The sequence below is a fragment of the Virgisporangium aurantiacum genome (genome assembly GCF_016863635.1).
Classification (GTDB): domain Bacteria; phylum Actinomycetota; class Actinomycetes; order Mycobacteriales; family Micromonosporaceae; genus Virgisporangium; species Virgisporangium aurantiacum.
Genome location: NZ_BOPG01000092.1, coordinates 1 through 24,433 on the forward strand (window position 1 = coordinate 1; position 24,433 = coordinate 24,433).

The 24,433-nt window shown below is 70.6% G+C and carries 31 protein-coding genes and 1 pseudogene; 21 read left to right on the top strand and 11 right to left on the bottom strand.

Annotated features, from left to right (window positions below):
• Nucleotides 1-104 precede the first annotated feature (104 nt).
• From Vau01_RS54125 to Vau01_RS54135, 3 genes and pseudogenes are all read left to right on the top strand, one after another.
• Nucleotides 105-770 carry an arsenate reductase/protein-tyrosine-phosphatase family protein gene (locus Vau01_RS54125; protein ID WP_239152753.1) on the top strand — a complete coding sequence of 222 codons (666 nt, stop codon included), beginning with the start codon at nucleotides 105-107 and terminating at the stop codon, nucleotides 768-770.
• Complete coding sequence (locus Vau01_RS64150; protein ID WP_204009586.1) at nucleotides 763-1,425, top strand: arsenate reductase ArsC; 663 nt, start codon at nucleotides 763-765, stop codon at nucleotides 1,423-1,425. The genes Vau01_RS54125 and Vau01_RS64150 overlap by 8 nt, the downstream gene beginning before the upstream one ends.
• Nucleotides 1,422-2,150 (top strand): annotated as a pseudogene (locus tag Vau01_RS54135) (aquaporin); the annotation flags it as partial. The gene Vau01_RS64150 and the pseudogene Vau01_RS54135, both read left to right, overlap by 4 nt.
• A gap of 161 nt (nucleotides 2,151-2,311) precedes the next feature.
• On the opposite strand, the gene Vau01_RS54140 reads toward Vau01_RS54135, so the two are convergent.
• Nucleotides 2,312-2,782, bottom strand: coding sequence for a GNAT family N-acetyltransferase (locus Vau01_RS54140; protein WP_204009592.1), 471 nt, complete (start codon nucleotides 2,780-2,782; stop codon nucleotides 2,312-2,314).
• A gap of 10 nt (nucleotides 2,783-2,792) precedes the next feature.
• Nucleotides 2,793-3,170 (bottom strand): ArsR/SmtB family transcription factor, encoded by a 378-nt coding sequence (locus Vau01_RS54145; RefSeq protein WP_204009595.1) that lies wholly within the window; start codon nucleotides 3,168-3,170, stop codon nucleotides 2,793-2,795.
• Nucleotides 3,171-3,246: 76 nt separating this feature from the next.
• On the opposite strand from Vau01_RS54145, the gene Vau01_RS54150 reads away from it, so the two are divergent.
• From Vau01_RS54150 to Vau01_RS54170, 5 genes are all read left to right on the top strand, one after another.
• A complete protein-coding gene (locus Vau01_RS54150; protein ID WP_204009598.1) occupies nucleotides 3,247-4,668 on the top strand; it encodes an NAD(P)-binding domain-containing protein in 1,422 nt (473 codons plus the stop codon).
• Between the two features lie 16 nt (nucleotides 4,669-4,684).
• Nucleotides 4,685-5,947, top strand: a complete 1,263-nt coding sequence (locus Vau01_RS54155) for an MFS transporter (protein ID WP_204009601.1) — start codon at nucleotides 4,685-4,687, stop codon at nucleotides 5,945-5,947.
• A 76-nt stretch (nucleotides 5,948-6,023) separates the two neighbouring features.
• A complete protein-coding gene (locus Vau01_RS54160; RefSeq protein ID WP_204009604.1) occupies nucleotides 6,024-6,170 on the top strand; it encodes a hypothetical protein in 147 nt (48 codons plus the stop codon).
• 31 nt (nucleotides 6,171-6,201) lie between these two features.
• A complete protein-coding gene (locus tag Vau01_RS54165) occupies nucleotides 6,202-6,432 on the top strand; it encodes a hypothetical protein (protein WP_204009607.1) in 231 nt (76 codons plus the stop codon).
• Entirely contained in the window at nucleotides 6,429-7,661 is a 1,233-nt protein-coding gene (locus tag Vau01_RS54170) for a M28 family metallopeptidase (RefSeq protein WP_204009610.1), read from the top strand. The genes Vau01_RS54165 and Vau01_RS54170 overlap by 4 nt, the downstream gene beginning before the upstream one ends.
• A gap of 17 nt (nucleotides 7,662-7,678) precedes the next feature.
• Here the strand turns inward: Vau01_RS54170 and Vau01_RS54175 are convergent, their stop codons facing one another.
• Entirely contained in the window at nucleotides 7,679-7,831 is a 153-nt protein-coding gene (locus Vau01_RS54175) for a DUF397 domain-containing protein (protein ID WP_204009613.1), read from the bottom strand.
• Nucleotides 7,832-8,104: 273 nt separating this feature from the next.
• On the opposite strand from Vau01_RS54175, the gene Vau01_RS54180 reads away from it, so the two are divergent.
• The 5 genes from Vau01_RS54180 (at nucleotide 8,105) to Vau01_RS54200 (ending at nucleotide 10,942) form a co-directional block, all read left to right on the top strand.
• Nucleotides 8,105-8,575, top strand: a complete 471-nt coding sequence (locus Vau01_RS54180) for a GNAT family N-acetyltransferase (protein ID WP_204009616.1) — start codon at nucleotides 8,105-8,107, stop codon at nucleotides 8,573-8,575.
• 190 nt (nucleotides 8,576-8,765) lie between these two features.
• Nucleotides 8,766-9,200, top strand: a complete 435-nt coding sequence (locus tag Vau01_RS54185; protein ID WP_204009619.1) for a hypothetical protein — start codon at nucleotides 8,766-8,768, stop codon at nucleotides 9,198-9,200.
• Nucleotides 9,201-9,292: 92 nt separating this feature from the next.
• Nucleotides 9,293-9,898, top strand: coding sequence for a DUF305 domain-containing protein (locus Vau01_RS54190; protein ID WP_204009622.1), 606 nt, complete (start codon nucleotides 9,293-9,295; stop codon nucleotides 9,896-9,898).
• A gap of 137 nt (nucleotides 9,899-10,035) precedes the next feature.
• The gene (locus Vau01_RS54195) at nucleotides 10,036-10,479 is read left to right on the top strand and encodes a MarR family winged helix-turn-helix transcriptional regulator (protein ID WP_204009633.1); all 444 of its coding nucleotides are present in this window, start codon (nucleotides 10,036-10,038) and stop codon (nucleotides 10,477-10,479) included.
• On the top strand, nucleotides 10,463-10,942 hold the full coding sequence (locus Vau01_RS54200) for a hypothetical protein (protein WP_204009635.1): 480 nt from the start codon (nucleotides 10,463-10,465) through the stop codon (nucleotides 10,940-10,942). Before Vau01_RS54195 ends, Vau01_RS54200 begins: the two co-directional genes overlap by 17 nt.
• Before the next feature lie 13 nt (nucleotides 10,943-10,955).
• Here the strand turns inward: Vau01_RS54200 and Vau01_RS54205 are convergent, their stop codons facing one another.
• Nucleotides 10,956-11,384 (bottom strand): helix-turn-helix domain-containing protein, encoded by a 429-nt coding sequence (locus Vau01_RS54205; protein ID WP_204009637.1) that lies wholly within the window; start codon nucleotides 11,382-11,384, stop codon nucleotides 10,956-10,958.
• 28 nt (nucleotides 11,385-11,412) lie between these two features.
• Between Vau01_RS54205 and Vau01_RS54210 the strand changes: the two genes are divergently transcribed.
• Nucleotides 11,413-12,216 (top strand): methyltransferase domain-containing protein, encoded by an 804-nt coding sequence (locus Vau01_RS54210; RefSeq protein ID WP_204009639.1) that lies wholly within the window; start codon nucleotides 11,413-11,415, stop codon nucleotides 12,214-12,216.
• A 103-nt stretch (nucleotides 12,217-12,319) separates the two neighbouring features.
• Entirely contained in the window at nucleotides 12,320-13,243 is a 924-nt protein-coding gene (locus tag Vau01_RS54215; RefSeq protein ID WP_239152754.1) for a DUF808 domain-containing protein, read from the top strand.
• 238 nt (nucleotides 13,244-13,481) lie between these two features.
• Here Vau01_RS54215 and Vau01_RS54220 read toward each other — a convergent pair whose 3' ends face one another.
• The gene (locus Vau01_RS54220; protein ID WP_204009643.1) at nucleotides 13,482-14,054 is read right to left on the bottom strand and encodes a permease prefix domain 1-containing protein; all 573 of its coding nucleotides are present in this window, start codon (nucleotides 14,052-14,054) and stop codon (nucleotides 13,482-13,484) included.
• Nucleotides 14,036-14,380 carry a PadR family transcriptional regulator gene (locus tag Vau01_RS54225; RefSeq protein WP_204009645.1) on the bottom strand — a complete coding sequence of 115 codons (345 nt, stop codon included), beginning with the start codon at nucleotides 14,378-14,380 and terminating at the stop codon, nucleotides 14,036-14,038. The genes Vau01_RS54220 and Vau01_RS54225 overlap by 19 nt, the downstream gene beginning before the upstream one ends.
• Nucleotides 14,381-14,466: 86 nt before the next feature.
• On the opposite strand from Vau01_RS54225, the gene Vau01_RS54230 reads away from it, so the two are divergent.
• Both Vau01_RS54230 and Vau01_RS54235 read left to right on the top strand, forming a co-directional pair.
• Complete coding sequence (locus tag Vau01_RS54230) at nucleotides 14,467-15,429, top strand: ATP-binding cassette domain-containing protein (protein ID WP_204009659.1); 963 nt, start codon at nucleotides 14,467-14,469, stop codon at nucleotides 15,427-15,429.
• On the top strand, nucleotides 15,426-16,199 hold the full coding sequence (locus tag Vau01_RS54235) for an ABC transporter permease (RefSeq protein ID WP_204009661.1): 774 nt from the start codon (nucleotides 15,426-15,428) through the stop codon (nucleotides 16,197-16,199). The genes Vau01_RS54230 and Vau01_RS54235 overlap by 4 nt, the downstream gene beginning before the upstream one ends.
• Before the next feature lie 5 nt (nucleotides 16,200-16,204).
• Here Vau01_RS54235 and Vau01_RS54240 read toward each other — a convergent pair whose 3' ends face one another.
• From Vau01_RS54240 to Vau01_RS54250, 3 genes are read right to left on the bottom strand one after another with little or no spacing between them, the layout of a single operon-like run.
• Nucleotides 16,205-16,672 carry a YdeI/OmpD-associated family protein gene (locus Vau01_RS54240; protein ID WP_204009673.1) on the bottom strand — a complete coding sequence of 156 codons (468 nt, stop codon included), beginning with the start codon at nucleotides 16,670-16,672 and terminating at the stop codon, nucleotides 16,205-16,207.
• Nucleotides 16,669-16,899 (bottom strand): hypothetical protein, encoded by a 231-nt coding sequence (locus tag Vau01_RS54245; protein ID WP_204009676.1) that lies wholly within the window; start codon nucleotides 16,897-16,899, stop codon nucleotides 16,669-16,671. The genes Vau01_RS54240 and Vau01_RS54245 overlap by 4 nt, the downstream gene beginning before the upstream one ends.
• Nucleotides 16,896-17,210 carry a thioredoxin domain-containing protein gene (locus Vau01_RS54250; protein ID WP_204009679.1) on the bottom strand — a complete coding sequence of 105 codons (315 nt, stop codon included), beginning with the start codon at nucleotides 17,208-17,210 and terminating at the stop codon, nucleotides 16,896-16,898. Before Vau01_RS54250 ends, Vau01_RS54245 begins: the two co-directional genes overlap by 4 nt.
• Nucleotides 17,211-17,332: 122 nt before the next feature.
• Between Vau01_RS54250 and Vau01_RS54255 the strand changes: the two genes are divergently transcribed.
• The 3 genes from Vau01_RS54255 to Vau01_RS54265 all read left to right on the top strand — a co-directional run bounded on the left by Vau01_RS54255 (nucleotide 17,333) and on the right by Vau01_RS54265 (nucleotide 19,963).
• A complete protein-coding gene (locus Vau01_RS54255) occupies nucleotides 17,333-18,046 on the top strand; it encodes a Clp protease N-terminal domain-containing protein (protein ID WP_204009681.1) in 714 nt (237 codons plus the stop codon).
• Between the two features lie 19 nt (nucleotides 18,047-18,065).
• Complete coding sequence (locus Vau01_RS54260) at nucleotides 18,066-18,497, top strand: hypothetical protein (RefSeq protein WP_204009684.1); 432 nt, start codon at nucleotides 18,066-18,068, stop codon at nucleotides 18,495-18,497.
• An 89-nt stretch (nucleotides 18,498-18,586) separates the two neighbouring features.
• A complete protein-coding gene (locus tag Vau01_RS54265; protein WP_204009687.1) occupies nucleotides 18,587-19,963 on the top strand; it encodes a M23 family metallopeptidase in 1,377 nt (458 codons plus the stop codon).
• A 43-nt stretch (nucleotides 19,964-20,006) separates the two neighbouring features.
• On the opposite strand, the gene Vau01_RS54270 is transcribed toward Vau01_RS54265, so the two are convergent.
• Nucleotides 20,007-20,891 carry a hypothetical protein gene (locus Vau01_RS54270; protein ID WP_204009689.1) on the bottom strand — a complete coding sequence of 295 codons (885 nt, stop codon included), beginning with the start codon at nucleotides 20,889-20,891 and terminating at the stop codon, nucleotides 20,007-20,009.
• Between the two features lie 282 nt (nucleotides 20,892-21,173).
• On the opposite strand from Vau01_RS54270, the gene Vau01_RS54275 reads away from it, so the two are divergent.
• On the top strand, nucleotides 21,174-21,530 hold the full coding sequence (locus Vau01_RS54275) for an RNHCP domain-containing protein (RefSeq protein WP_204009691.1): 357 nt from the start codon (nucleotides 21,174-21,176) through the stop codon (nucleotides 21,528-21,530).
• Nucleotides 21,531-21,607: 77 nt separating this feature from the next.
• On the opposite strand, the gene Vau01_RS54280 is transcribed toward Vau01_RS54275, so the two are convergent.
• Entirely contained in the window at nucleotides 21,608-24,400 is a 2,793-nt protein-coding gene (locus tag Vau01_RS54280) for an Hsp70 family protein (RefSeq protein ID WP_204009693.1), read from the bottom strand.
• Nucleotides 24,401-24,433: the final 33 nt, after the last annotated feature.

The window sequence follows — 24,433 nt, forward strand, 5'->3', positions numbered from 1 at the left end:
GACGACCGGGAGTGGTCCGCTCCTGGACTTGACCGTCGCCATCTAGGTCAGTACTAATTGAGTCAATGAACGCTGAACTAGTTTCGGTCGAAGCTCGGGCTCGGGTGCACGCCGCGCTCGGTGATCCGGTCCGGTTGGCGATCGTCGACGCGTTGCGGAACGGCGACGCCTCACCCGGCGAACTCGCCGAGTACCTCGGGATCGGCACGAACCTGGTGGCGCACCACGTCAAGGTCCTGGACGAGGCAGTTCTGGTGACCCGGACCCGGTCGGAAGGCGACCGGCGCCGCACCTACCTGCGGCTGCGCCCGGAAACGCTCGCCGTGCTCGCCCCGCCGGACCTGCCCGCCGACCGGGTGGTATTCGTCTGCACCCACAACTCGGCCCGATCCCAGCTGGCCGCGGCGTTGTGGCGCGAGCGCACCGGCCGCCCGGTCGCGTCGGCCGGCACCCTCCCCGCGGCCCGGGTGCATCCGCGGGCGATCAAGATCGGCCACCGTCACGGTCTGGTCCTCGACCCCGCCGCAACCGCCCATGTCGACGACGTCGCCAAGCCCGGCGATCTGCTCATCGCCGTCTGCGACAACGCCTACGAAGAAGACCCCGATCGCGTCCAACTGCACTGGTCGGTGCCCGACCCGGTGCGGGTCGATACCGACGCCGCGTTCGAAGCCGCCTACACCGACCTCGCCGATCGCATCGACCGGCTGGTCCCGGCCATCACGCCGGCCCGCGCACCGCAGCCCCGGAAAGGGGACGACCGTGTCTGACACCAGCACCCACACCCACCGCGACCTGTCCATCGATCAGCAGTTGGCGCTACGGACCGCCGCCGCCCGGCTGGGCCGCGAGTTCGACGGCACCTACGGCACGCAGACGATCGAACGGTTTCTGCACACCAGCTACGACCAGTTCGCCAACCGCAGCACCGTCCCCAACTTCCTTCCCCTGCTCGCCGAACGCTTCGCCCGGCAGCGGCTGCAGGCCCTGGCCCGCGTCGAGGGACACCACCGCGACGGCAAACCGGTCGTGCTCTTCCTGTGCACCCACAACGCCGGCCGGTCGCAGATGGCTCTCGGCTTCTTCACTCGCTTGGCCGGCGACCGCGCGATCGCCTGGTCCGGTGGATCCGAACCCGGCACCGAGATCAACCGCGCCGCCGTCGCCGCGATGGCCGAGCGCGGCATCGACATCACCGGCGAATACCCGAAGCCGTGGACCGACGAGATCGTCCGCGCCGCCACCGTCGTCGTCACGATGGGATGCGGCGATGCCTGCCCGATCTTCCCCGGCACCCGGTACGAGAACTGGGACCTCGACGACCCGGCCGGTCAGAGTGTCGAAGTCGTCCGGCCGGTCCGTGACGAGATCGAACGCCGCGTCCGAACCCTCCTCGACGAACTCGACGTCGCGGTGGCCCGGTGAACCACCCGGCACTGTGGCGACGGCTGCTCGCCGAGTTCATCGGCACCGCGCTGCTGGTCACGGCGGTTGTCGGTTCGGGCATCATGGCCGTCACCCTGTCGCCGGACGACATCGGCCTGCAGTTGCTGGAGAACTCCGTCGCCACCGCATTGGCACTCGGCGCGCTGATCCTCATGTTCGGGCCGGTGTCCGGGGCACACTTCAACCCGGTCGTGTCCGCCGCCGACTGGTTCCTCGGACGACGCGCGGGCACCGGCCTCACCGCCCGCGAGTTCGGCGGGTACGCGGTCGCACAGACGGTCGGTGCGGTCGTCGGGTCGGTGCTGGCCAACCTGATGTTCGACCTGGCCGCCGTTGACCTCTCCGGCAGACAACGCGCCGCCGGGCACCTGTGGTTGGGCGAAGTCGTCGCCACGACCGGTCTGGTGTTGCTGGTCTTCGCGTTGGCCCGCTCGGGCCGGGCGGCGGCCGCACCCGCCGCTGTCGGCGCGTACATCGGTGCGGCGTACTGGTTCACGTCGTCGACCAGTTTCGCCAACCCCGCGGTCACGGTCGGTCGGGCGTTCACCGATACCTTCGCCGGGATTGCACCGGGCTCGGTGCCAGCGTTCGTCGTGGCTCAGCTCGTCGGGTCGGCTGTCGGCATCGGTCTTGTGGTGGCGCTGTATCCGGAGGCCGACCGCGCGGCCGGCGACGTCGTCGTTCCCGTCGTCGAGGGGAGTACGGACCGATGAAGCCGCTCGTCATCGACCCTGACGAGGGTGCCGCCCGGCTGACCGAATAACGTGCTGACCCTCCTGCGATCTGCCTCGCGCAGGTATTCCGGCTCCTCGCCCGGCTCCTCGCGCTCGACGCCTCCGCCGATGTGCCGTGAGGCGATGAGCCGTCACTCGCCCGGTGCGTCGATGCGGCGGGTCATGAACACGTTGTAGGGAGTGGCGGCGTAGTCGCCGAACGGCTCACAGGACTCGAAACCGAACTTCCGGTACAACCGCCGGGCCGGCTCGAAGAAGCCTGCCGAGCCGGTCTCCAGACTCAGCCGCCGGTACCCCATCCGCCGTGCCTCCGCGATCAGATGGTCCAACAGCGCCGTCGCTACCCCGGATCGCCGCCGTGCGGGAGACGTGCGCATCGACTTGACCTCGGCGAGTTCGACGTCGAGCCGTTTGAGGGCGGCACATCCGACGATCAGGTCTCCGTCCAGCGCGGTCCAGAAGGTGATGCCCGGCGCGCGGAGGCCGTCGAGATCGAGGGCGTGTTTGCCTTCTTCCGGGGTGATGGAGCGCATCTGGCGTACGTGGTCGGCGAGAAAGTCGGCGATCGCCGGTCCGGACAGGTCGTCGACGACGATCCTCATGCTCGGTGGTTCAGCTGACCGGCGTCGGTGCGTCGGCGGCGAGCAGGAGAGCCAACTGGCGCATGACGGCGCGACGGGGGCGGTAGTAGACCCAGGTGCCACGACGTTCGGCGTCGACGAGGCCGGCCGCGCGGAGGGTCTTGAGGTGGTGCGAGATCGTCGGGCCGGACAGGTCGAACGCCGGGGTCAGGTCGCACACGCAGACTTCGCCGTCGGGTGCGGAGGCGATCATCGACATGAGTTGCAGGCGGACCGGGTCGCCGAGTGCCTTGAACGCGGGCGCGAGCAGCTCCGCGGTCTCGGCCGGCATGCGGGCCTCGGCCAGCGGCGAGCAGCACGGCTCGGCCGACAGGTCGACGAGGGACAAACCCGAGCCTTGTTTCGACATGCCTCTAGGTTGACAGATCTCGAAACAGCGTGCAACCCTCCTGTTTAGACAGCCGTCGAGATAGTGAGGGATCGAGATGAGCATCCGCATGGAGGAGCTACCCGTTGCCGTCATCGGGGCCGGCCCGGTCGGGTTGGCCGCCGCCGCTCACCTGGCCGAGCGGGGGATCCGGTTCACCGTCCTGGAAGCCGGTGCGGGTCCGGCGGCGGCGGTGCGGCAGTGGGGACACGTGCGGCTGTTCTCGCCGTGGCGGTTCAACGTCGACCAGGCCGCCCGCCGCCTGCTCGCCGAGGCCGGCTGGGTCGAACCCGACCCCGACGTGCTGCCGACCGGCGGACAGTTGGCCGGCGACTACCTGCAGCCCCTCGCCGACCTTCCCGCCGTCAAGCCGCACGTGCGCTACGACGCACGGGTCGACGCGGTGACGCGGCTCGGCCTCGACCGGCTGCGCACCGTGGGTCGTGATACCGCGCCGTTCCTGATCCGCCTCGCCGACGGTGAGGATGTGCTCGCGCGGGCGGTCATCGACGCCTCCGGGACCTGGGGCGCCCCGAACGTGCTCGGTGCCGCCGGCATTCCCGCCCACGGCGAGGCGGCCGCGTCAGCGTTCGTCGAGCACGCGCTGCCCGACGTGCTCGGTGCCGACCGGGACCGGTTCGCGGGCCGGCGCACGCTCGTCGTCGGCGCGGGACACTCGGCGGCCAACACCCTGCTGTCGCTGGCCGAACTGGCCGGCGAGGTCCCTGGAACCGGGGTGGTGTGGGCGATCCGCTCGGCGAGCCCGGCGCGCACCTACGGCGGCGAGACCGCCGACGCGCTGCCCGCCCGCGGGGCGCTCGGCACCCGGCTCCGCGAACACGTTGACGCCGGCACCATCAGGCTCGTCACCGGGTTCAGCGTGCAGTCCGTGATCGTCGCCGACGGCCGCGTCGTGGTGTCGGACGGCAGCGACAGCATCGCCGTGGACCGGATCGTGTCGGCGACCGGGTTCCGGCCCGATCACGGCATCGCCTCGGAACTGCGCCTCGACCTCGATGCCGTCATGGGGTCGACGCGGGCGCTGGCGCCGCTGATCGACCCGAACGAGCACTCGTGCGGCACCGTGCCGCCGCACGGCGTCGACGAGCTGACCCACCCCGAGCCCGGCTACTACGCCATCGGCGTCAAGAGCTACGGCCGCGCGCCGACGTTCCTGCTCGCCACCGGCTACGAACAGGCCCGCTCCGTCGTCGCTGCCCTGGCCGGGGATTGGGACGCCGCCCGCGACGTCCAGTTGGACCTGCCGGAAACCGGTGTGTGCAACAGCAACCCGGTCCTCGACGCCGGCACCGTCGACGCCAACAGCGGTGGTTGTTGCGGCGCGCCTGCTGCCGAGACGGCACCGGCGGCTCGTGGTCTGGCCACGGGAATCTCCGGTGGGCTGCTGTCCGCCCCGCTGGCTCTCCTACCGGTGGGAGCCGAGAAGGCGGGGGAGCAGGGTGGCGGGTGCTGCGGCTAAGTCTGCTGCTGGGGCCGTGAGTTCCGCCCCGGTGGCGGTCGCCGATCCTCGGGTCGGCGACCACCGACGCTTCCATGGTTGGCGGATCGTCGCGGCGCTCGCGGTGACGCAGACCGTCGGGTACGGCGTCCTGTACTACTCCTTCGCGGTGCTGCTGCGGCCGATCGCGGCCACGCTGCACGTGTCAACCGCGGCGGTGACGGGCGCGATGACGTGTTCGGTCCTCGCCGGGGCAATCATGGCGGTGCCCGTCGGGCGGTGGCTGGACCGGCACGGCGGTCGGGCGCTGATGACCGTCGGGTCGCTGGCGGCGACCGGGCTGCTGGTGACGTGGTCACAGGTGCAGCAGGTGTGGCAGCTCTACGCGGTCCTCTTCGGGATCGGCGTCACCGGCGCGATGGTGCTCTACGAACCGGCGTTCGCCGTCGTGGTCTCGTGGTTCGACCCGGCGCGCCGATCGCGGGCACTGCTCGGCGTGACGCTCGTGGCCGGCTTCGCCAGTGCGATCTTCCTGCCGCTGGCCGGCTTACTCGTCGACCGGTACGGCTGGCGGACCGCGTTGCTGGTGCTCGCCGCCGTGCACGGGGCGGTCACGGTGCCGTTGCACGCGCTCGTCGTCCGCACACCGTCCCACCTGACGACGCGCGGACCGCAACGGTCCGCGACCGGCCGCACCACCGTTGTCCGCGCGGCCCTCGCGGACGCGCGGTTCTGGGCCATGGCCGTCGCGTTCGTCGCGCACGGCGCGGCGATGAGCGCGATGACGTTCCACCTCGTCGGGCTGCTCACCGACGCCGGGCACCCGACGACGTTCGCGGCCACGGTCGCCGGGCTGCTGGGCGTGCTGTCGGTGACCGGTCGGATCGTGCTCACCGGGGCGCAGCGCAGGATCCGGATCACCACCGTCGTGGCCGCGATCTTCGCCGTCCAGGCGGCCGCGGCCCTGAGCCTTCCGCTCATCGACGGAAACCGGGCGGGTGCCGTTGTCGGTGTCGTAGCGTTCGGGCTCGGATTCGGCATCGCGAGCGTCGCCGCACCGGCATTACTCGCCGACCGGTACGGCACCGTCGCCTACGCCACGATCGCCGGCAGCCTCGCGTTCCCGGTCACCCTGGCCCGCGCCGGTGCGCCGCTGGGTGCCGCGGCACTGCAGACCAGCGGCGGCTACCGGCCCGTCGTCATCGCCATCGCGGCGGCGTGCGCGGTCGCCGCCGCCGGCATCGTGGTGCGGGCCGCGAGCCCGTCACCGATCTCCCACGCTGATTCGACTGACATCTAAGTTGACAGTTCTCGAATCAGTGGTCATGCTGATTAGAGAAACATCGAAACAGCCTGGATGTTGTTGAGGAGAGAGCATGTTCCGGATCAGCAGGCGCCCACCCGTCGAGACCGGCATCCGGTTCTGCGATCGCTGCGCCGAGGTCACCACCGCCGCGCAGCGCGCCCGCGACCGTCACGATCGTGCCCGCACGGCCGCCTACACCTGGGCCGGCGTTCGCTGAGCCCCAGCTTCCATCTGCAGAGGAGACCATCATGAGTGACACCGAGACCCGGGGCGGATTCAGCGGCGAACCGGCCGCCGCCCTGTCCGCGGCCGGATCGAGCGGCTGCTGCGGCAACCCGGCCCAGACAACGAACATCGCCCTGCCCGACGCGGGCTCCCCATGCTGCGGCACGCCGGCCGAGGCCGAGGCGACCGGTTCCTGTTGCGGCACCACCGCCAAGGCCGAGGCCGTCGCATCCGGCACGGGCTGCTGCGGATGAGCGCCGCCGCCGGCCTGCCAGTCGTCCCGACCGGTGACCTCGATGCCCTTCTCGCCGCCGTGTCCGCGGAACGGATGAGCGCCGCCGTGGCCCGGCTCGCCAGCGACGAGTTCACCGGCCGGCGCGTCGGCACGGCCGGCGGCAACGCCGCCCGCACCTGGCTCACCCGGCAACTCACCGACATCGGCGCGACACCAACCACCGATCCGTTCACCGTGCCCGCTGTGCCCGACGTCTACCGCGCACCGACCGTCCACTGGGGACAGACACCCTTGGCGTTCGGCCGCGACGTCGCCATTCACCTCGCCTCGGCCGACATGCCGGCGCCGCGTGCCGGCGAGCTCGGCGTCGCCGGTGTCGACGACCCGGTCGACCGGTGGCTGCTCGTTCCGTCCGGCATGAGCCTGTTCGACGCCTACGGGCACGCCTACCGCGCCGCCGGACTCCTGCTCCCGCGCGGCGTCGACGCCGACGGTTGGCAGTACACGATGCTGGCCGGGCCCAACCCCGGACCGTTGCCGATCCTGACCGTCGAAACCGCCCTCCACCGCAGAATGCTCGACGAGGGTGGCACCCTGACCGCCGACGCACCGATCCGCCGCACCGACGTCATTGGCACGAATCTCCACGGCAGAATCCGTTCGCCCGAACCGGGCCGGACGGACCTGCTCCTCGCCGCCCACTACGACGGCGTCGGCGACCATCCCCGTCTCCGTCAGCCCGCGGCAGCCGACAACGCCAGCGGCGTCGCCGTCGTCTGCGAGGTGGCCCGACTCCTCGCGCCGGCCCTCCCTGGTGGCGCCGGCCTGTCCGTGGCTCTCCTCGACGGCGAGGAGACCGGAGCCCTCGGCTCCGCCCACCACGCCGCCCGACTGACCGGCTCGCCGCTGGTCGTCAACGTCGACGGCGCGGGCCACCTGCACGACGCCGCCGCGGTCGAGGCCGGCGGACCGGCACACGGACTGCTGGCCGTCCTCGACCAGGCCGGCCGGCACACCGGAGTGCCTCTCGCCGCCGGGCCGGTCGCCTCCGACAACCGCCGCTACGCCGCAGCCGGGTTCGCCGCCATCGGCATCGGCGCCGGCATGGTCGGCTACCACAGCCCTGCCGACGTCCCGGCCCACGTTCAACCCGAGGCCCTGACCGCAATCGCACGGCTCGTCCTCGCGACCGTCTGGCTGGCCAGCACGACGGCGGCCGGCGCCAGCAACGCGGATGCCCACCGTTAGGCCGGGAACCCTTGGGGTCAGCGGTCGTACTCTCCGGACTTCGTCCCATCGACAAAGGCCCGCCACCCGGCACGGTTGAACACGAGTGCCGGGCCGGCGGGATCCTTGCTGTCGCGCAGGGCCACGCGGGCGCCGAGGTCGGCGCACTCGACGCACTGGCCGCTGCGCATCTCCGTTCTAGGAAATGGCTTCAATTCGCTTCTTGACGACACGCGGCGCCGGACCTGACGGACGGTTGCGCAACGTCCGGCAGGTCGTCACGCGCTCACCACTGTCGGCGCCGTAACGAGTTTCGGACTTGCCTCTGGTACCCCTGGGGGGTAGCGTCCTTACCCATACCCCCAGGGGGTATATCACGAGGGGAGACGGCTGCCGCGCCGTCCGCGGCGCCGGCTGAGGACGCGCCGGCGCCCGCGAACCGATAGCAAACCTACGGAGGACCCATGGACATCAGCCCGACGATGACCGTCGAACCGGCCCGGCCGCAGGACATGGCCACACTGACAACCATCGTTCGCACTTCGGACGCCTACGACGGTCACTACCGGCCGTTGGCCGCCGCACAGACCCTCGACGTCGCATACCTCAACACCAACGTGGTGCGGGTGATCCGTGGCCCCGGCGGCGACGTTCACGGGTTCTACAGCCTGCTGCTGCCCGGTATGGGTGCGGAGGGCGAGGGTGAACTCGACTTCATCTTCGTCGCCAACGGGCTCAAACGCCGCGGCGTCGGCCGCGCACTCTTCGACGACATGCGTGTGGTGGCACGGGAATTGGAACTGAGCCTGGTGCATATCGTTGTGCATCCGCCGGCGGAGCCGTTCTATCTGGCGTGCGGCGCCCGCCGCATCGGAGAGATCCCGCCCACCGGGCGGGCGACCTGGACACGGCCGTACCTGACACTCGTTCCCTGACGACCGACCGGACAAAGAAATTCGGACCGGACCGCCCAGCGGTCGAGATGTTGCGCACGGATGGCGAATCACTCGCTCGCTATGGTGTCGACCGTGAGCCACGCGCGGCCGGCCCCGGCTGCAACCCGGTCACCCCGTACGCATCGGAGGTCGTTACGGTGGTGTGCGGTTCGAGCAGTGGAGGTGACGGGTGGCTGGTGTGGGTGTCGGGCTGCGTCGCCTGCTGCTACTCGCCCTGCTGAGCATCGGCGTGATCGGCATGCACACCGTCGGTCACTCCTCGGATCATCACTCCTGGGAAACACTGGCAACCGGGACCAGCGACGTCGCCGACGTTGCCATGGCAGACACGTGTGACGGCGACTGCGGGTCACACGGATCTCTCGCCGTCTGGCCCGACTCGGGGTCCCACCGGTTGCCGGGCGGCACCGGACTGATGATCGTCTGTCTGGCCGTGCTGGTCGGAGTCGGTGTGCTGGCACTGCTCTCTCATGCCCTGGCCCGGTGGGCCGGACCAGGGGCCAGGGGAGCACCGCCCGGAACCACACGGTTCCCGCACACCGGGCCCGCGCTCGGGCTTCCTTTCCCGTTGCGTCTCGTCGACGTGGCGGTGTTGCGGATTTAGAACGACGGCCACCGGCTGACCGCGCAAACGCGCTCGGCCGTTCCGTCGACCCTTCCGTAGCACTCTTCCGTTGACGAGAGGAACACGATCACATGAACCGCACTCTGGTGCGTCGAGCTTTGCTGCCCTTCGCCGCCGTGGCGGTGTTCGCGCTGGCCGGTTGCGGCGGCGACGAGGACACGGGCAGCGGCATGGACCACGGCTCGGACACGTCCACCGCCGGCGGCACCTCGTCGCAGACGTTCAACGACGCCGACGTCACGTTCGCGCAGAACATGATCGCCCACCACCAGCAGGCCGTGGAGATGGCCGATCTCGCCGCGAGCCGTGCGGCCAGCACCGAGGTCAAGACCCTTGCCACACAGATCAAAGCGGCGCAGCAGCCGGAGATCGACACGATGACCGCATGGTGCAAGGCGTGGGGCAAGCCCACCGTCCCGGCCGGCGGTCACGATGGCCACAGCATGCCCGGCATGATGTCCACGCAGGACATGGACACGCTCAAGGCCGCCCGCGGCGCGGCGTTCGACAAGCAGTTCGCCCAGATGATGATCGACCATCACACCGGTGCCATCCAGATGGCCCAGGAGGTGCAGAAGAACGGCAGCAACCCGGAGGTCAAGAAGTTGGCCGCCGACATCGAGAAGGTCCAGCAGGCCGAGATAGCAAGTCTGAAGAAGGTTCTCGGCCAGAGTTGACCGTCGCGGTGGGGTGTCCGCGCACCGGGCACCCCACCATTCACGGGCTCGCCTTCGTGGATTCTGATTTCTCTCCCTCTCTCTTGCCGCCCTTCAATTGGTTGTACCGTCGAACCAGAAGGTTGTATGGTCGAACCATGTCGGAGATGGGGGAGGCGGCCGCCGCGCAGGAGGCGTTGCAGCGGTTCGTACGCAACTTCGGTCTGCACCAGCCCGACCGCACCCCGTGCGGGCAACCGCTGCCGGTCTCCGAGGCGTATGCCGTGGCCGAACTGCACCGGGAAGGCCGCATGCGGCAGGTGGAGCTCGGCCGCCGGCTGCGGCTGGAGAAGAGCACCGTCAGCCGCCTGGTCACCAACCTCGCCAACCGGGGATGGGTACGCCGGCACACCGCCGACGACGACGGGCGCGGCGTCCAGCTCGAACTCACCGACGCCGGGGCAACCGCCGCCGAGCGGTTGGCTACCGCCCGGCAGGCCAGGTTCGCCGCTCTTCTGGACCGCGTACCCGATGACCAACGTGCCGCGCTCGTCGCCGCACTCCAACTGCTCGCGGAGGCAACCGATGAACCGAACCCGTAGCGCGACGCTGGCCCTCGTCGTCGCGCTCGCACTGGTCACCGGGTGCAGTGGCGGCACCGACCGGCAGGCCGACGTCGCGGCGCGGGGTGCGGCGGTCATGCCGTTCGACCTCGAACGCACCACCCACCGGTTCACCAAGGCCGACACCGGCGGGGTGCAGACCGTCGTCGCCGACGACCCGACCGACACCGGCCAGATCGACCCGATCCGCCAGCACCTGCGCACGGAGACCGACCGGTTCAGCCGGGGCGACTACACCGACCCCGGCCGCATCCACGGCGACGACATGCCCGGCCTCGCCGCCCTCCGCACCGGCGCCGCCCGGATCACCGTCACCTACCAGGACATCCCGGCGGGCGGGCAGATCACCTACACCACCGCCGATCCGGCACTCGTCACCGCGTTGCACGCCTGGTTCGACGCCCAGGTCACCGACCACGGACCGCACGCCGAGCACGGGTGACCACGGCGGCGGGTCAGGCCGTCGTCGGCGCGGCCGTCATCGCGATCCGGTCGGTCAGGATCGCCTGGAAGTGCGGACAGGCGCCCAGATCCTCGTGCTCACAACCCAGTGCGCAGTCGATCAGGTCGAGGGAAGTCTGCGCCCGCGCGATGCGGCGGGCCAGGTCGGCACGGTGGCCGCGCAGGAGGTCGGTGCGCGTGGCCGGGTTCGGCGCGGTCATGATGGCGCGGATGTCGTCCAGGCCGAACCCGACCTCCTTCGCCCGCAGGATGATCGCGATCCGGTAGAGCTGGTCACGGCCGTAGCGGCGGCGGCCGGCCACCGCCCGCGCCGGGGCAAGCAACCCGACCGACTCCCAGTGCCGCAACACATGCGGTGCCAGACCGAACCGGGCGGCCGCCTCGCCGATGCTCAGCAACGGCTGCTCATCGCTTGACTTCATGTCGACATTAGGTCGCAGGCTGGTGACCATGTCAACGACGACCAGCACCCCCGACCCGACCCCGGGCACGCCGGACTCCGAGGCGATGATCGGGCTGCTCGACATCGCCGACGCCCTGCCCGGGGCCGCCGCATTGCGCCAGCGCAGCTATGACCTGCTCGCGCTGTCCGCCGGGTCGGCTGTTGTCGACGTCGGGTGCGGCACCGGCCGGGCCGTGGCCGAACTCGCCGAACGTGGCATGCGCCCCGTCGGCGTCGACGTCGACGAACAGATCATCGACCTGGCACGGCAACGCTGGCCCGGTACCGACCTACGAATCGGCGACGCCTACCACCTGCCGTTCCCGGACGCCTCGTTCACCGGCTATCGCGCCGACAAGGTGTTCCACGGCCTCGCCGACCCCGGCCGGGCCCTGGCCGAGGCACACCGCGTCCTTGTCCCCGGCGGACGCATCGTCCTCATCGGGCAGGACTGGGACAGCTTCATCATCGACGCCGACGACATCGCGCTGACCCGCACCATCCTGCATGCCCGCGCCGACACCATCCCCAGCCCGTGGGCCGGGCGCCGCTACCGCAACCTGCTCCGGGCCGCCGGGTTCCAGGACGCCACGGTCGAGGTCCAAACCGCGGTGTTCACCGACGCCACCATGCTGACCGTTCTGCTCGGTGTTGCCCGCGCGGCCCAGGGCGCAGGGGCGATCACCGCCACGCAGGCCGACGGCTGGATCGCCGAGCAGACCGATAGAGCGGACAACGGAACACTGTTCCTTGCGATCCCCCTCTTCGTCGCGGCAGCCCACCGGCCGTACCTCGCTGTGACCGGCCCGTAGCGTGCCCCGGGCAGGGATCTGGGCGAGAATGAGCCGGCACGGACGCTGATCACCCCTGGAAGGACTCGCCTTGGCCGGTGGACTCGTAGCTCTGCTGGATGACGTGGCGGTACTGGTTCGGGCCGCCGCGGCGTCCATCGACGATGTCGGGGCAGCCGCCGCGAAGGCCGGCTCGAAGGCCGCGGGTGTCGTCATCGACGACGCGGCCGTCACGCCGCAGTACGTGCGGAGCCTCGCGGCCGAGCGCGAACTACCGATCATCAAACGTATCGCCCTGGGGTCGCTGCGCAACAAGTTCCTCATCATCCTGCCGGCGGTGCTGCTGCTCAGCCAGTTCGTGCCCTGGCTGCTCACTCCGATCCTCATGCTCGGCGGCGCCTATCTGTGTTACGAGGGCGCGGAGAAGGTGTGGGCCAAGATCGCCCATCACGACGCGCACGGCGCGGGCGAGGAGACCGCCCCGGACGAGAAGACCCTGGTGGCCGGGGCCGTGCGAACCGACCTGATCCTCTCGGCCGAGATCATGGTCATCACCCTGAACGAGGTGGTCGACGAGACGTTCTGGTCCCGCCTGGCGATCCTGGCCCTGGTGGCGGTCGTCATGACCGTCCTGGTGTACGGCGCGGTCGCCCTCATCGTGAAAATGGACGACGCCGGGCTGCGCCTGGCGCAACGTTCCGGCGCGATCGCCACGTTCGGTCGCGGTCTGGTGCGGGCGATGCCACTGGTCCTCACCGCGCTCACGGTGGTCGGCACCGCCGCGATGCTGTGGGTGGGCGGGCACATCATCCTGGTGGGCACCGACGAACTAGGCCTGCATTTCCTGTACGAGGCCGTGCACCACGTCGAGGAAGCAGTCCACGACGCCACGGGTGTTCTCGGCGGGCTCGTCGGCTGGTTGGTCAACACGGTGGCCAGCGCGATCCTCGGGCTGCTCATCGGCGCACTGGTCGTGCTCGTCGTGACGTTCGCCCTCCACCGCCGCAAGCCCAAGTCTGCGGCTGGGTCCGGTGCGAACTCGCACTGAACGCCCTCGCTGGCATTGCGGGACGGGCACCTGCTGCTCGACCATCAACTTTCTTCACCCGCACCGAGAATGCCCCCGCCTGGATCTCCGCCCACCCCGCACGCATCGCGATCATGCTCACCCGGGAAAAAGCCGTCACGTTGGGCCGCAACATCTTCGCCCCGCTGCTGGCGTGAGTGGTCAGCCGGTCCTGGACCGACGGTTCGGCGTGACCAGCGTCGGCCGGCGAGGAGGGCGATCAGCCGAGGATCACCGGGAGGGTTCGTGCGGTCAGGCCGACGCGGATCAGGCTGGCGGGGATCGCCGCGAGCATCGGCCAGGCGGGGCCCGGCGCTGCCAGGAGGACAGTTGCGAGCATCGTCAGGTCCAGCAGGACGAGCCCGGAGCCGCCGACCGCACCGAGTTGGGTGCGTCGCAGGCTGCCGGTAGCGGTCGCCGCGATCGCCAGCAGGCTCACCACGGCGGCCAGGGTTGCCGCGTACGCGGCAACCACTTCGGCCGGCACCGGCCAGGTCCAGACCTGGGCGGCCACGAGGCCGATACCCCAGAGCATCCCGACGAGGGGACCGGTTGCCAGCAACCACCGGGCCGTTCGCCGCCCCGGTGCGTGGGTGACGAACGCCCGCACCACCTGGTCGGCGGTGCCGAACTCCTCGATCGCCGCCTGTGCGGCGTCCCGTGGTGGCAATCCGGCTGCGCGCCGGTGGTGCCAGGTTTCCAGGAGCCCGTCGGCGAGTTCGTCGACCGCGTCGGCCGGCAGCCGGCGGGCCAGCTCGGCGAGGTAGTCGTCGATCAGCTCGTGGCCGGCCATGGTCTCGGCTCCAGCAGGGCGGTGACCGCGGCGGCGAAGCCGCGCCAGTTGGCTCGGTCGGCGTGCAGGCGCTGGAGTCCGGCCGGTGTGAGTTGGTAGGTGCGTCGGCGTCGGCCGTCCACCTCCGACCACGAGCCGGAAATCAGTCCGGCCTCCGCCAGGCGGTGCAGTGCCGGGTAGACGGTTCCGGTCGGCAGGTCGAAGCGGCCGTCGCTGCCCTCGCGCAGCGCTTCTTTGACCGCGTAGCCGTGTCGTGGCCCGTCCTCCAGCGCGGCGAGAAGCAGGACGTCGAGATGGCCCTTCAGCTCCTGCGCGCCCTGTCTCATGCGTCGCAGCCTATCCACGCCATAGGTAGGTTTGCTACTGTCGCGGCATAGGTAGTTAACCTAGCTATCAGGCAGGGTGATGTGCGGTGGACGAATCCGCCGTCGAGGTGATCGGACTGGTGAAGCGGTTCGGGGGCACGCGGGCGTTGGCCGGTGTGGATCTGCGATTGCCGGTCGGTCAGGTGCTCGGGCTGCTCGGCCCCAACGGCGCCGGAAAGACCACCGCCGTGCGGATCCTCGCCACGCTGCTGACCCCGGATGCCGGGCGGGTGTGGGTGCTCGGTCACGACGTGGTCCGCCGTCCGGACGCTGTCCGGCGGGTGATCGGGTTGTCCGGGCAGTACGCCGCCGTCGACGGGTACCTCACCGGACGGGAGAACCTGCGCATGATCGGGCGGCTGGCCGGCCTCGGCCGCCCGGCCGCCCGCCGTCGCGCCGACGAACTGCTGGAGCTGTTCGACCTGACCGGTGCCGCCGGTCACACCACCCGTACGTATTCCGGCGGGATGCGCCGGCGCCTCGACGTCGCGGCCAGCCTGGTCGCGGCGCCCGCCGTGCTGTTCCTCGACGAGCCCACCACCGGCCTCGACCCGCGTGGCCGGCTGGACCTGTGGCGACTCATCAGGGAGTTGGCCACCGGCGGAACCAGCGTCGTCCTGACGACGCAGTACCTCGAGGAAGCCGACCACCTCGCCGACACGATCACCGTGCTCGACGACGGCCGGGTCATCGCCGCCGGTACCGCCGACGACCTCAAGGCCCGCGTCGGTGGTGGACGCCTGGAACTGCACGCCTCACCCGGCGCCGACCCGCGCCGGCTCGCCGCGGCGCTCACCGGAATCGGCACCGGCCCAGCGACGGTGGACACCGTCACCGGCGGTGTCGTGGTCCCGGTCGCCGACGGTCCCGCGATCCTGCCCCACCTCGCCGCCCGCCTCGCGGACAACCACGTGGACGTGGCAGATCTCGCGTGGCGGCGTCCGACACTCGACGAGGTGTTCCTCACCCTGACCGGCCAACCCGCCGAGCCCGGCGGGGAAATCCGATGACGTCCGGACGGCTGCTGGTCGACACAGCCACCATCACCGGCCGCAACCTGCGCCGCCTGGTCCGGGTCCCCACCCTGATCGCCTTCGCCACCGTGCAACCGGTGCTGTTCGTGCTGCTGTTCACCTACGCCTTCGGCGGCGCCATCCACCCGCCCGGCGTCGACCGGTACATCGACTACATCCTGCCGGGCACCTGGATCCTCGCCATCGCCTTCGGCGCCTCCCAGACCGGCGTCGCCCTCGCCGACGACCTCGCCACCGGCATGATCGACCGGTTCCGCGCACTCCCTACCGCCCGTGCCGCCGTGCTCGCCGGGCGGGTCACCGCCGACGCCGTCCGCAACCTGTTCGTCCTCACGCTCATGACGGGGCTCGCCGCCACCATCGGATTCCGCTTCCATGCCGGTCCCCTCGCCGCCCTCGCCGCGATCGGCCTCGCCATCGGCGTCGGTATCGTGTTCTCCTGGATCTTCGCCCTGCTCGGCCTGCTTGTCCGCGACCCTGAGTCGGCCGGAATCGGGGGGCTGCTCGCCGTCATCCCGCTCATCTTCACCAGCTCCACCTTCGTCCCCGTCGCCACGTTTCCCGGCTGGCTGCAGGCGTTCGCCGAGGTCAATCCGATCACCGTCACCGTGGACGCGCTGCGCTGCCTGTGCCTCGGCGGACCAACCGCCACCCCGGTCCTCAAGGCGGCCGGCTGGCTCGCGGTCCTGCTGGCGGTGACGGTCCCGGCGGCCGTCCACCGCTACCGTCGCGTGACGGCCGCCTGAACCCTCTATTCGGGGCGCTGTTTGTGGCCGGCTTCGAGGAGGCGGATCATTTCGGCGATGCGCAGCGGGCGTTGTTCGGGTCGGCGTTTGGTGGCGTCGATCCAGCGGAGGTAGGCGCGTCGGTAGAACTGGGCGAGGGAGTCGAAGAACGCCGCCGCCTGAGGGCTGCTGTCGAGGGCGGTGGCGATGTCGTCGGCGAGGTCGCCGCGTTGCGGTCCTTCGGGTTCGATGTCGACGGTCACGGTGTCGCCGGCGGCGAGGCCGCAGTCGCGGATCCAGGCGGGGCCGAGGGTGAATCCGTGGCCGTCGTCGGATGGCTCGACGGTGCCGCGTACCCGCATCCCGTTGACGGTGCCGCCAATGTGGTGACGCGGCTTGGCGCCCCAGGCCGTGTCCGGGTCGAACGGGACGGGGATGAGGATGTGTCCGCGTGGGGCGGTGGCAACGGTTGTGGTGAAGCGCCGGTTCCTCACCGTCGGGTGCCGCCGCGCCGCCAGGACCGCAGCAGTCGTCGGCCGGGGAATCGGAGGTCGGCGAGGGCGGACAGGAGCCCGGCCCGGCGGGCCGCCCACAGGGCGCAGCCGGCGCAGATGTAGACGCCGGGGGTGGTGCCGAGTTCGGCGACCTTGCTGGCGGGTCGATCCCGGTCGCAGCAGCCGCACCGGCGCAGCTCGACCGTCGGCGGAGTGGGTGTGCTCACGGCGTGCCCCTTTCCCGAAGAGCCGCGATGAGGTCGGCGTGGTCGGGCATGCCGGCCGGCCCGTGCGAGGTGGAGTAGATCCGGCAGCTTAGCCCGATCGGTGGCGGCCCGGCGGGGAACAGGTCCTCGCCGTCGACGGTGATGGTCGGCGATCCCCGCAGGCCGAGGGCGGCTGCCTCGGCATCGGTCTCCACCGGAACGAACGTCACCGCCGTGTCCGGATGACCTGTCCGGTCCAGGGCGGTGCGGACCCGGCGCCCGGCCTCCCGCCAGTTCGGGCACCTCGCGAAGTACAGCACCGACACCTGCACGCTCTGATGATGCACCCGTGACGCCGCTACAGGCGTGAGGCGTCGTCAAACAAATTTGACGACCGCATGGGCGTCAAATAGATCCACAAGCACGGCCTGCGCACCCGCGACCGGGACCGGTCATGATCCCGCGGCGGGTCACCCGCGCCGTGCTGGCCGCCGTCGGCGACGACGGGACAGGCCCGATGTGGCAACGCCTCAGCCCCGCCGGGCGGCAGGTGCTCCGGTTGGCCGACCTCGAAGCGCGGGAGCTCGGGCACCCGTGCATCGCCGACGAACACCTCCTTCTCGGAATCCTGCGCCACGACACCAATCCCACGGCCGCGCTCCTCCGCGAACACGGACTGGATCTCGACGCTGCCCGCGCGGCCCTGCTCGCCGTCGGTCCAACCCTCAACCCACGCACCGACCCCGCCGCCGCCCTACGCGGCTTGGGTATCGACCTCGACCAGGTCCGTCACCGGTTGGAAGCCACCTTCGGCGCCGACGCGGTGCGAGCAGCCGAACGGCGGGTCCGCCGCCGGCCCTGGTGGCGCGGCGGACACGCCCGGCCCGGTCCGCTGTGCCGGTACCTGCTCACCAAACGCGCCTATCACTTCGCCATCGACCACGCCGACCACCGCGGCGACACCCGCATCGAGCCGCACCACCTGCTCTACGGCGCACTCCGCGACGCCCGGGACCCCGTCGGCACCCGACTCAGCCGCCGCGGCCGCGCCGGTCTCACGGCTCTCGGCTGGACGCCCGACCGGCCCAACCCACTCAACCTGTTGCTGCACGCCCGCGGCATCGACCCCGTCACGTTGGCTGCCGACCTGGCGGGATCCCGGACCTGACACCTGCGACGGCAAGCCGGTGGTGCTGTTCCTGTGCAACCACAACGCCGGCCGGTGGCAGATGGTCCTCGGCTTCTTCACCCACCTCGCCGGTGATCGGGCGGTGGCCTGGTCCGGTGGATTCGAGTCCGGCACCGAGATCAACCGCTCCGCCGTGGCGGCGACGGCCGGCGCCGTCCCGGTGCCCGGTGACTACAACGGCGACGGCCGCACCGACGTGGCCGTATGGCGGCCCTCGACCGGCGAATGGTGGGTGTTCGACCAGTACACCTTGATCCTCGGGGGGTCCGGAGACGTGCCCGCGCCGCGCGACCTGAACGGCGACGGGCGCGCCGACCCGGCGGTCTGGCACCCGTCGACCGGAGTGTGGGATTCGCAGGTCTGGTACGCCGGATACGGCTTCCTGCCACTGTCCTACCAGTTCGGCGTCGCGGGCGACATCCCGGTGTGACCGGACCACTGGACGAAAAGTCCGTTTTCTGACACTCGAAATGGCCGGAGTCACCGACGGCGGCGGCTCGGACAGCCTATTTGTAGTGAGTGAAGCTTGTTTCGAGAGTCGTCCTCAGCGCCGTTCTGACCGTGGTCTGTAGTTCTACCGGGGGCGCCGGCAGCGTGGCATCGCCGGCCGATGACGGCGTTGTCGTGACCGCCGCCGGCGGAACCGTCACGGTGCCGGACGTCGGATCGATAGCCTTTCCGCCGCAGGCCTTCGCCGACGCCGCCACCGTGCGGGCATCGGTTACGCATGAACCCGAAGTCGACGATCTGTTCAACGCCACCGCCGCCACGCTGCTGTCCGCCGACCACCGTGTTCCCTATGAACTGCGGGTAGACGTCGGCAGTGCCCAACCGGCCGCGGCCGCGACCGTATCGCTGAAGCTTCCAGCCCCGTACCGCGCGACGCTGCGCAGCACCTCGCAGATCCGGGTTTTCGCCGCGAACGTCTGGGACGACCCCGACTCGGCGGTAGCCACGTTCGAGATGCTTCCTGAGCGATTCCCTTTCACCAGTGAAAGCGTCACCGTGTCGGTTCCGCCGCACTTCTTCACCGACGGTGTGGGCGGCGGCGGAACGTTCACCCTCACGCTTCTGGTGGCCACCGCTCCGACCGTTCCGGACGAAGCCACACTACCGCCAACCGAGTCGGCCGATACCTGCAGCGGAGCGACCCTGCGCCCGCCCCTCGACGGTGAGCTGACAGTGACCAGTCCGTTCAGTACGCGGACGCATCCGGTCCTCAAGAAGGTCCACCAGCACTCCGGAACCGACTACCAGGCCGCAGAAGGAACCAACGTCAAGGCCATGGCCGACGGAGTGGTCGAGTATTCCCGGTACGAGGTCAAGGAGTCGAACGGGACGGTCGTCGGCTACGGACACTACATCGTTCTCCGCCACAAGGACGGATCCGGGTCGTTGTACGCGCACCTCCAGGAAGGATCCCTGGCCGCGAAGGGAACCGCCGTCCACGCCGGCGACACGATCGCCAAGTCCGGCAAGTCGGGTGGCGTCACCGGGCCGCACCTGCACGTCGAGTACAGCCCGAACGGCACTGTGTTCACGAAGGACTCCCGGGTGGATCCCGCGGCCTGCATCGGAGCCGGCCCAACCGGGAGCATCACGGTACAGGACGACAACTCCCCCGGAAGTGCGTTCACCGTAGCTGTCGATCGGCGTCACGTCTGCGAGGTGACCGTCGGTGGCCAGAGAAGCTGCGTGATCGGTGGCCTTCACCCAGGAATCCGGCAGATCACAATCACCGCAATGCCAGGAACCGGCGGGGACCACACCAGATACAAAATCATTCTCAACGACGGCCTCAAGTTTCCGAACGGCGCGACGGAACAGACCGACTACATCTACTGGCTGACCAGGTCGAATACCGTGAACGTCAATGTTCCCGAACCTGCCAAGTAGCCCATTCCGTTGCGACGCAGGCGGCGCGCGGCAACCGGCGGTCTCAGTCGAGCACCTCGGCAAGCCGGGAGCACTTCACCCCCGAGCTGAAGAACGACAGCAGCTCGACATCCTCGCCGCGGTGCATGTTGGCGAACTGCGCCAGCGTCACCTTGATCTCGATGTCGCCGTAGTTCGGGTCCTTGTAGGTGACGACCTGGTTCACGGCGTCGTAGCCGTGCAGCAGAACGGCGTGGGTTGTCGGGTCCATCGTCGTCGCGTCGCGTCCGGTGAGATCGGCTACCGCGCCGGTGTCGGTCGGCAGCAACTTGAACCGCTTGCCGATCCGCGCGTAGCACGGCACGCTGGCGTTGCACAGCGCCGCGTGCGTGTCCTCCTGCCTCTGCTTCGGGCCACCGAGCCGCATCGCGCCGGTGTTGAGCAGCGCATGCGCCTCGTCGGTGCCCTCGGCGGCGAGCTGCACCAGCCGGTTCGCGCGGTCGGTCGCCGCGGTGAACTCCGCGATGATCCCGGCGACGGGGGTCGGCCATGCGCTTACCGGCTTGAGGAACTCGACAGCGCCGCCACAGCTGTTCTGCCGCGCGTACCGCTCGACCAGGTCCTTCGAGATCTGCCCGCCGGCCCGCCGGCCACCCTCGCCGTCGCGCCAGGTGGCCAGCGCGGCCACCATGTTACTGAGGTTCGCGGCGGTGAGCTGGAGCGCCAACGTCCGCTTGGCCGGCTTCGGCTCGGCGTGCGCCGCCAGTGCCCGCTCCACGTCGTCCTGGCTCGGATAGGCGTTCATCACCATGCGCAGGTAGCGGGTGGTCCGCCCGGTGTTGGTGGCGCGGGCCGCGGCTACCGCCTCGACCACGTACAGCCAGCACGACGGGCCCTGCTGTACGTACAGCTTGGTTGGGAACGGTTGGAACGCAAGGGAGTGGGACATCGGAGCTCCTTCGGCAAGGTGACGCGGACTGTGACGGAGATGGCTCAGGCGTCGGCGGTGATCCCCGCTGTCGGGTAGCGGACGTCTTCACGGTGGGGGTTGTGGAAGGCGCGGCCGGCAGCGCGACGCTGAAAATGTGATTGACGGGGGTGGGCGCGCGCTGGTTGTCTGGCGCTCGTCGCGTTGGACCCGCGTTCGGCATCTGTCGCGTGCCGTTGATGGAAGGGAGGGGAGAACGATGTCCACCCGGTTCGGAACCAGTACGTCGAAAGGCCATCAGGTATGCCCTTCCTTCGCTCCTTCCGGTGCGGCCACTGCGGCGTAGACGTCTCCGTCGACGCGCCCGGCACGTCGCACCGCAACCACTGTCCGCACTGTCTCTGGTCACGGCATCTCGACCGCAACGTTCCCGGTGACCGGGGTGCCGGATGTTCCGGTGGAATGGAACCGATCGCCGTCACCGTGCGCGGCGAACGCCGGTGGGTGCTCATCCACCGCTGCACCAACTGCGGGCGGCTGCGCCTCAACCGCACGGCCGGTGACGACAACGTGCTCCTTCTGATGCAGTTGGCGGCGCTACCCCTTTCCATGCCACCGGTGCCGTACGCGGCTGTGGCTCCCGGCGCCGCCGCCTCCTGACGTCGGGCGCGGGTGTCAATGATCGGGCCCCGCGGCCGGCGCGGGGCCCGGTGGGGCGAGGAGCGCCTACCTCGCGGCTATGGCAGCTTCCAGATCGAGAGGTACCGGCCGCCGCCCACCGCGAACTTCGTTCCGTCGGGGCTGAACGCCACACAGCGCACCGGATTCGTGTATCCGAGGTGGTCGACGGGGTGGGCCTGGGTCACCCCGCCCGGGTTCGATGTCTGGGCGTCGCTGATCCCGGTGCCCGTCGAACTGGTGGTGGCCGGCCGGGCCGCGGTGTCGCCGCCGGCCTGGGGTGAGCCCGACATACCGACGGCCGCCAACTTGTCACGCACCCGCACCGTTCCACCGGAGTCGGCGCTCAGGAGCAGCGTGCCGGACGCGTTGAACGCCAGCCCGTACACCGGATAGGAGTGCTCCGCCACCACCACGGATGCGCCATTCTCAGGCGACGTGCTCCACAGCCGGACCTGCCGGTTGTGCCCGCCGACGACGACCGTCTGCGAGTCGGGGCTGAACGCGACGCCGAGCAGGCCGCCGCCCGGGTTCTCGCGGAGCGACACCAGCTTGCCCGACGGGATCCGCCATACCAGCAACGTACCGTCGTTACGCGCGCCCGCCAGTAGTTTGCCGTCCGGGCTGAACGCCAGCGCGTCGATGCGTCCGCCGCTGGCCGGCGGCGACAGCACCTTGTCGCCGGTGGCGACCGTCCACACGGTGACGAAGCCGCCCTGGGTGCTCGCGGCCGCGAGGGTTCCGTCGGAGCTGAACGCCAGTGCACCGTCGACGGTCACGTTGCTCTTGACCGAGGTCACCGGCTGCTTCGTCGTCAGATCCCAGGTGAATACCGCACCGCCCGCGTCGGCCGACATCAGGGTCCGCCCGTCCCCGTTGAACCGCACCGCGAGCACCCTGTCGGTGTGACCGCGCAACTCGCCGAGGGTCCCGCCGTAGGGCACACCCCAGATCCGCACCGACTTGTCGTCGCTGGCCGACGCGAGCTTCGTGTTGTCCGGGCTGAACGCCAGGGCGTTGACCGCGTCGGTGTGGTCGGCGATGTCCGTTGTCGCCCGCATGTCCGCCGCCTGCCCGGCAGAACCCGAGTCCGTGGCGCTGTCTCCGCCGGAGTCACTGCCGTCGAAATCGATCCGGGGAATGACGAAGGCGAGCAGGAGCAGGCCGATCACGGTCCACGCCAGCCCCGGACGCCAGCCGCTGCGCCACCACGGCACCCGCCGCGACGGCGGTGCGGATGTGGCCGGTGCCGCCTGCGGTGGACCGGCAGCCGGCGGCGACCCGACCCGCGGAGCGGACGGCGGCAAGCCGACCGGCGGCCCCTGCGCCGGCCCGACCCGCGTCCCGACCGAAGGCGCGGCCGGCGGGCCAATGGGCGGACCAACGGGCGGACCAACGGGCGGACCAACGGGCGGAGCGGACGGCGCCGGCGGCGTCGAAACCGGCGCCGCGGATACCGGCTGCGCGGATACGGGTTGCGCGGATACCGGCTGCGCGGATACGGGTTGCGCGGACACCGGCATCGCCGATACGGGCATCCCGGAAACGGGCTGTGCCGAAACGGGCTGTGCCGACACGGGCTGTGCCGAAACGGGCATCCCCGGCACCGGTGCCCCGGACACCGGTACCGCAGAAATCGGCGTCGGCATTCCGGACACCCGTGCCGCGGAGCCGGGCGTCGGGATCCCGGAATGAGGCGCTCCCGACACCGGAACCGACGCCGTCGCCCGTGCCGGGACAACAGGCGGAGAAGAGACCGGCACCACGAGGGTCGCGTCCGCCGGTGGCGCCGGCCGCACGTGCAGACTCCCCTCCGCCACCACCAGCTCCGGTCGCTCCATCACCGTCGGCGCGAGTCCCAGGTCCTGGTGCAGCAGCGTCGCCACCAACGGAATCCGCGACGAACCACCCACCAGGAACAGTCCGGCCACCTCGTCCCGGCCGACGCGCGCCTCGCGCAGCACCGAGAGCGTCGTCCGCACCGTCCGGTCGAGGATCGGCCGCGCCAACTGCTCGATCTGGGAACGCGTCAGCAGCGCGTCGTCGTCGATCAGCGGCACGTGGATGAACGTCGACGGCGCCCGCGACAGGATCTCCTTGCCCGCGCGGACGTCGTCGCGGAACGGCAGCGCGGCGCGCCGGTCGGCCACCGTCGTCGGGCGCATCAACCGGTCCCAGGCCGCGGCGTCGCGTGGCGCGTAGATGGTGCCGAGGTTCGCGGTGATGGCCGCGTCGATGTCGAGGCCGCCGGCATCCGGCAGGCCGCGTTCGGCAAGAACGTCAAAGCCGTCGGACGAGCGGCGAACGACCGACGCGTCGAACGTCCCGGCGCCGAAGTCGTACACGACCACACACGCGCCGACGGGCATCGCGCCGCCGGCCACCTCCACGAAGTACCCGGTCGCGGCGACGGGCTCGGCGACCAGCACCGGCGATGCGAGTCCGGCGGCGGCCGCGGCGGCGGTGAGCGCCTCGCGGCGGCGCGGACCCCAGCCGGCCGGACAGGTGAGCGTCACCGCCTGAACCGGGCCGCCGGCGACACGCGCGGCTTCGGCCGCGACCCGTCCGAGCACGGCGGCGAACAGCGTCACGACCGGGATCTCCTGCCCGCCGAGCAGCACCACGCCGTCGTCGACGCTGCGTTTCGGGTTGGGCTCGAAGCCGGCCGGGTTGGCCTTCGCGGCGTGCAGCGCGTCGCGGCCGACCAGCAGCGTGCCGTCGTCGAACGCGCACACCGCCGACGGCAGCAGTTCCGAACCGTCGAACACGAGCGGCCGGATCCGCCCGTCGGGCGCGCGCAGCACGGCCACCGTCGTCGACGTACCGAAGTCGATGCCGAGCTGGAAGGTCATCGGCTCATCGTCGGCCGCGGGCGGGCGCGACAC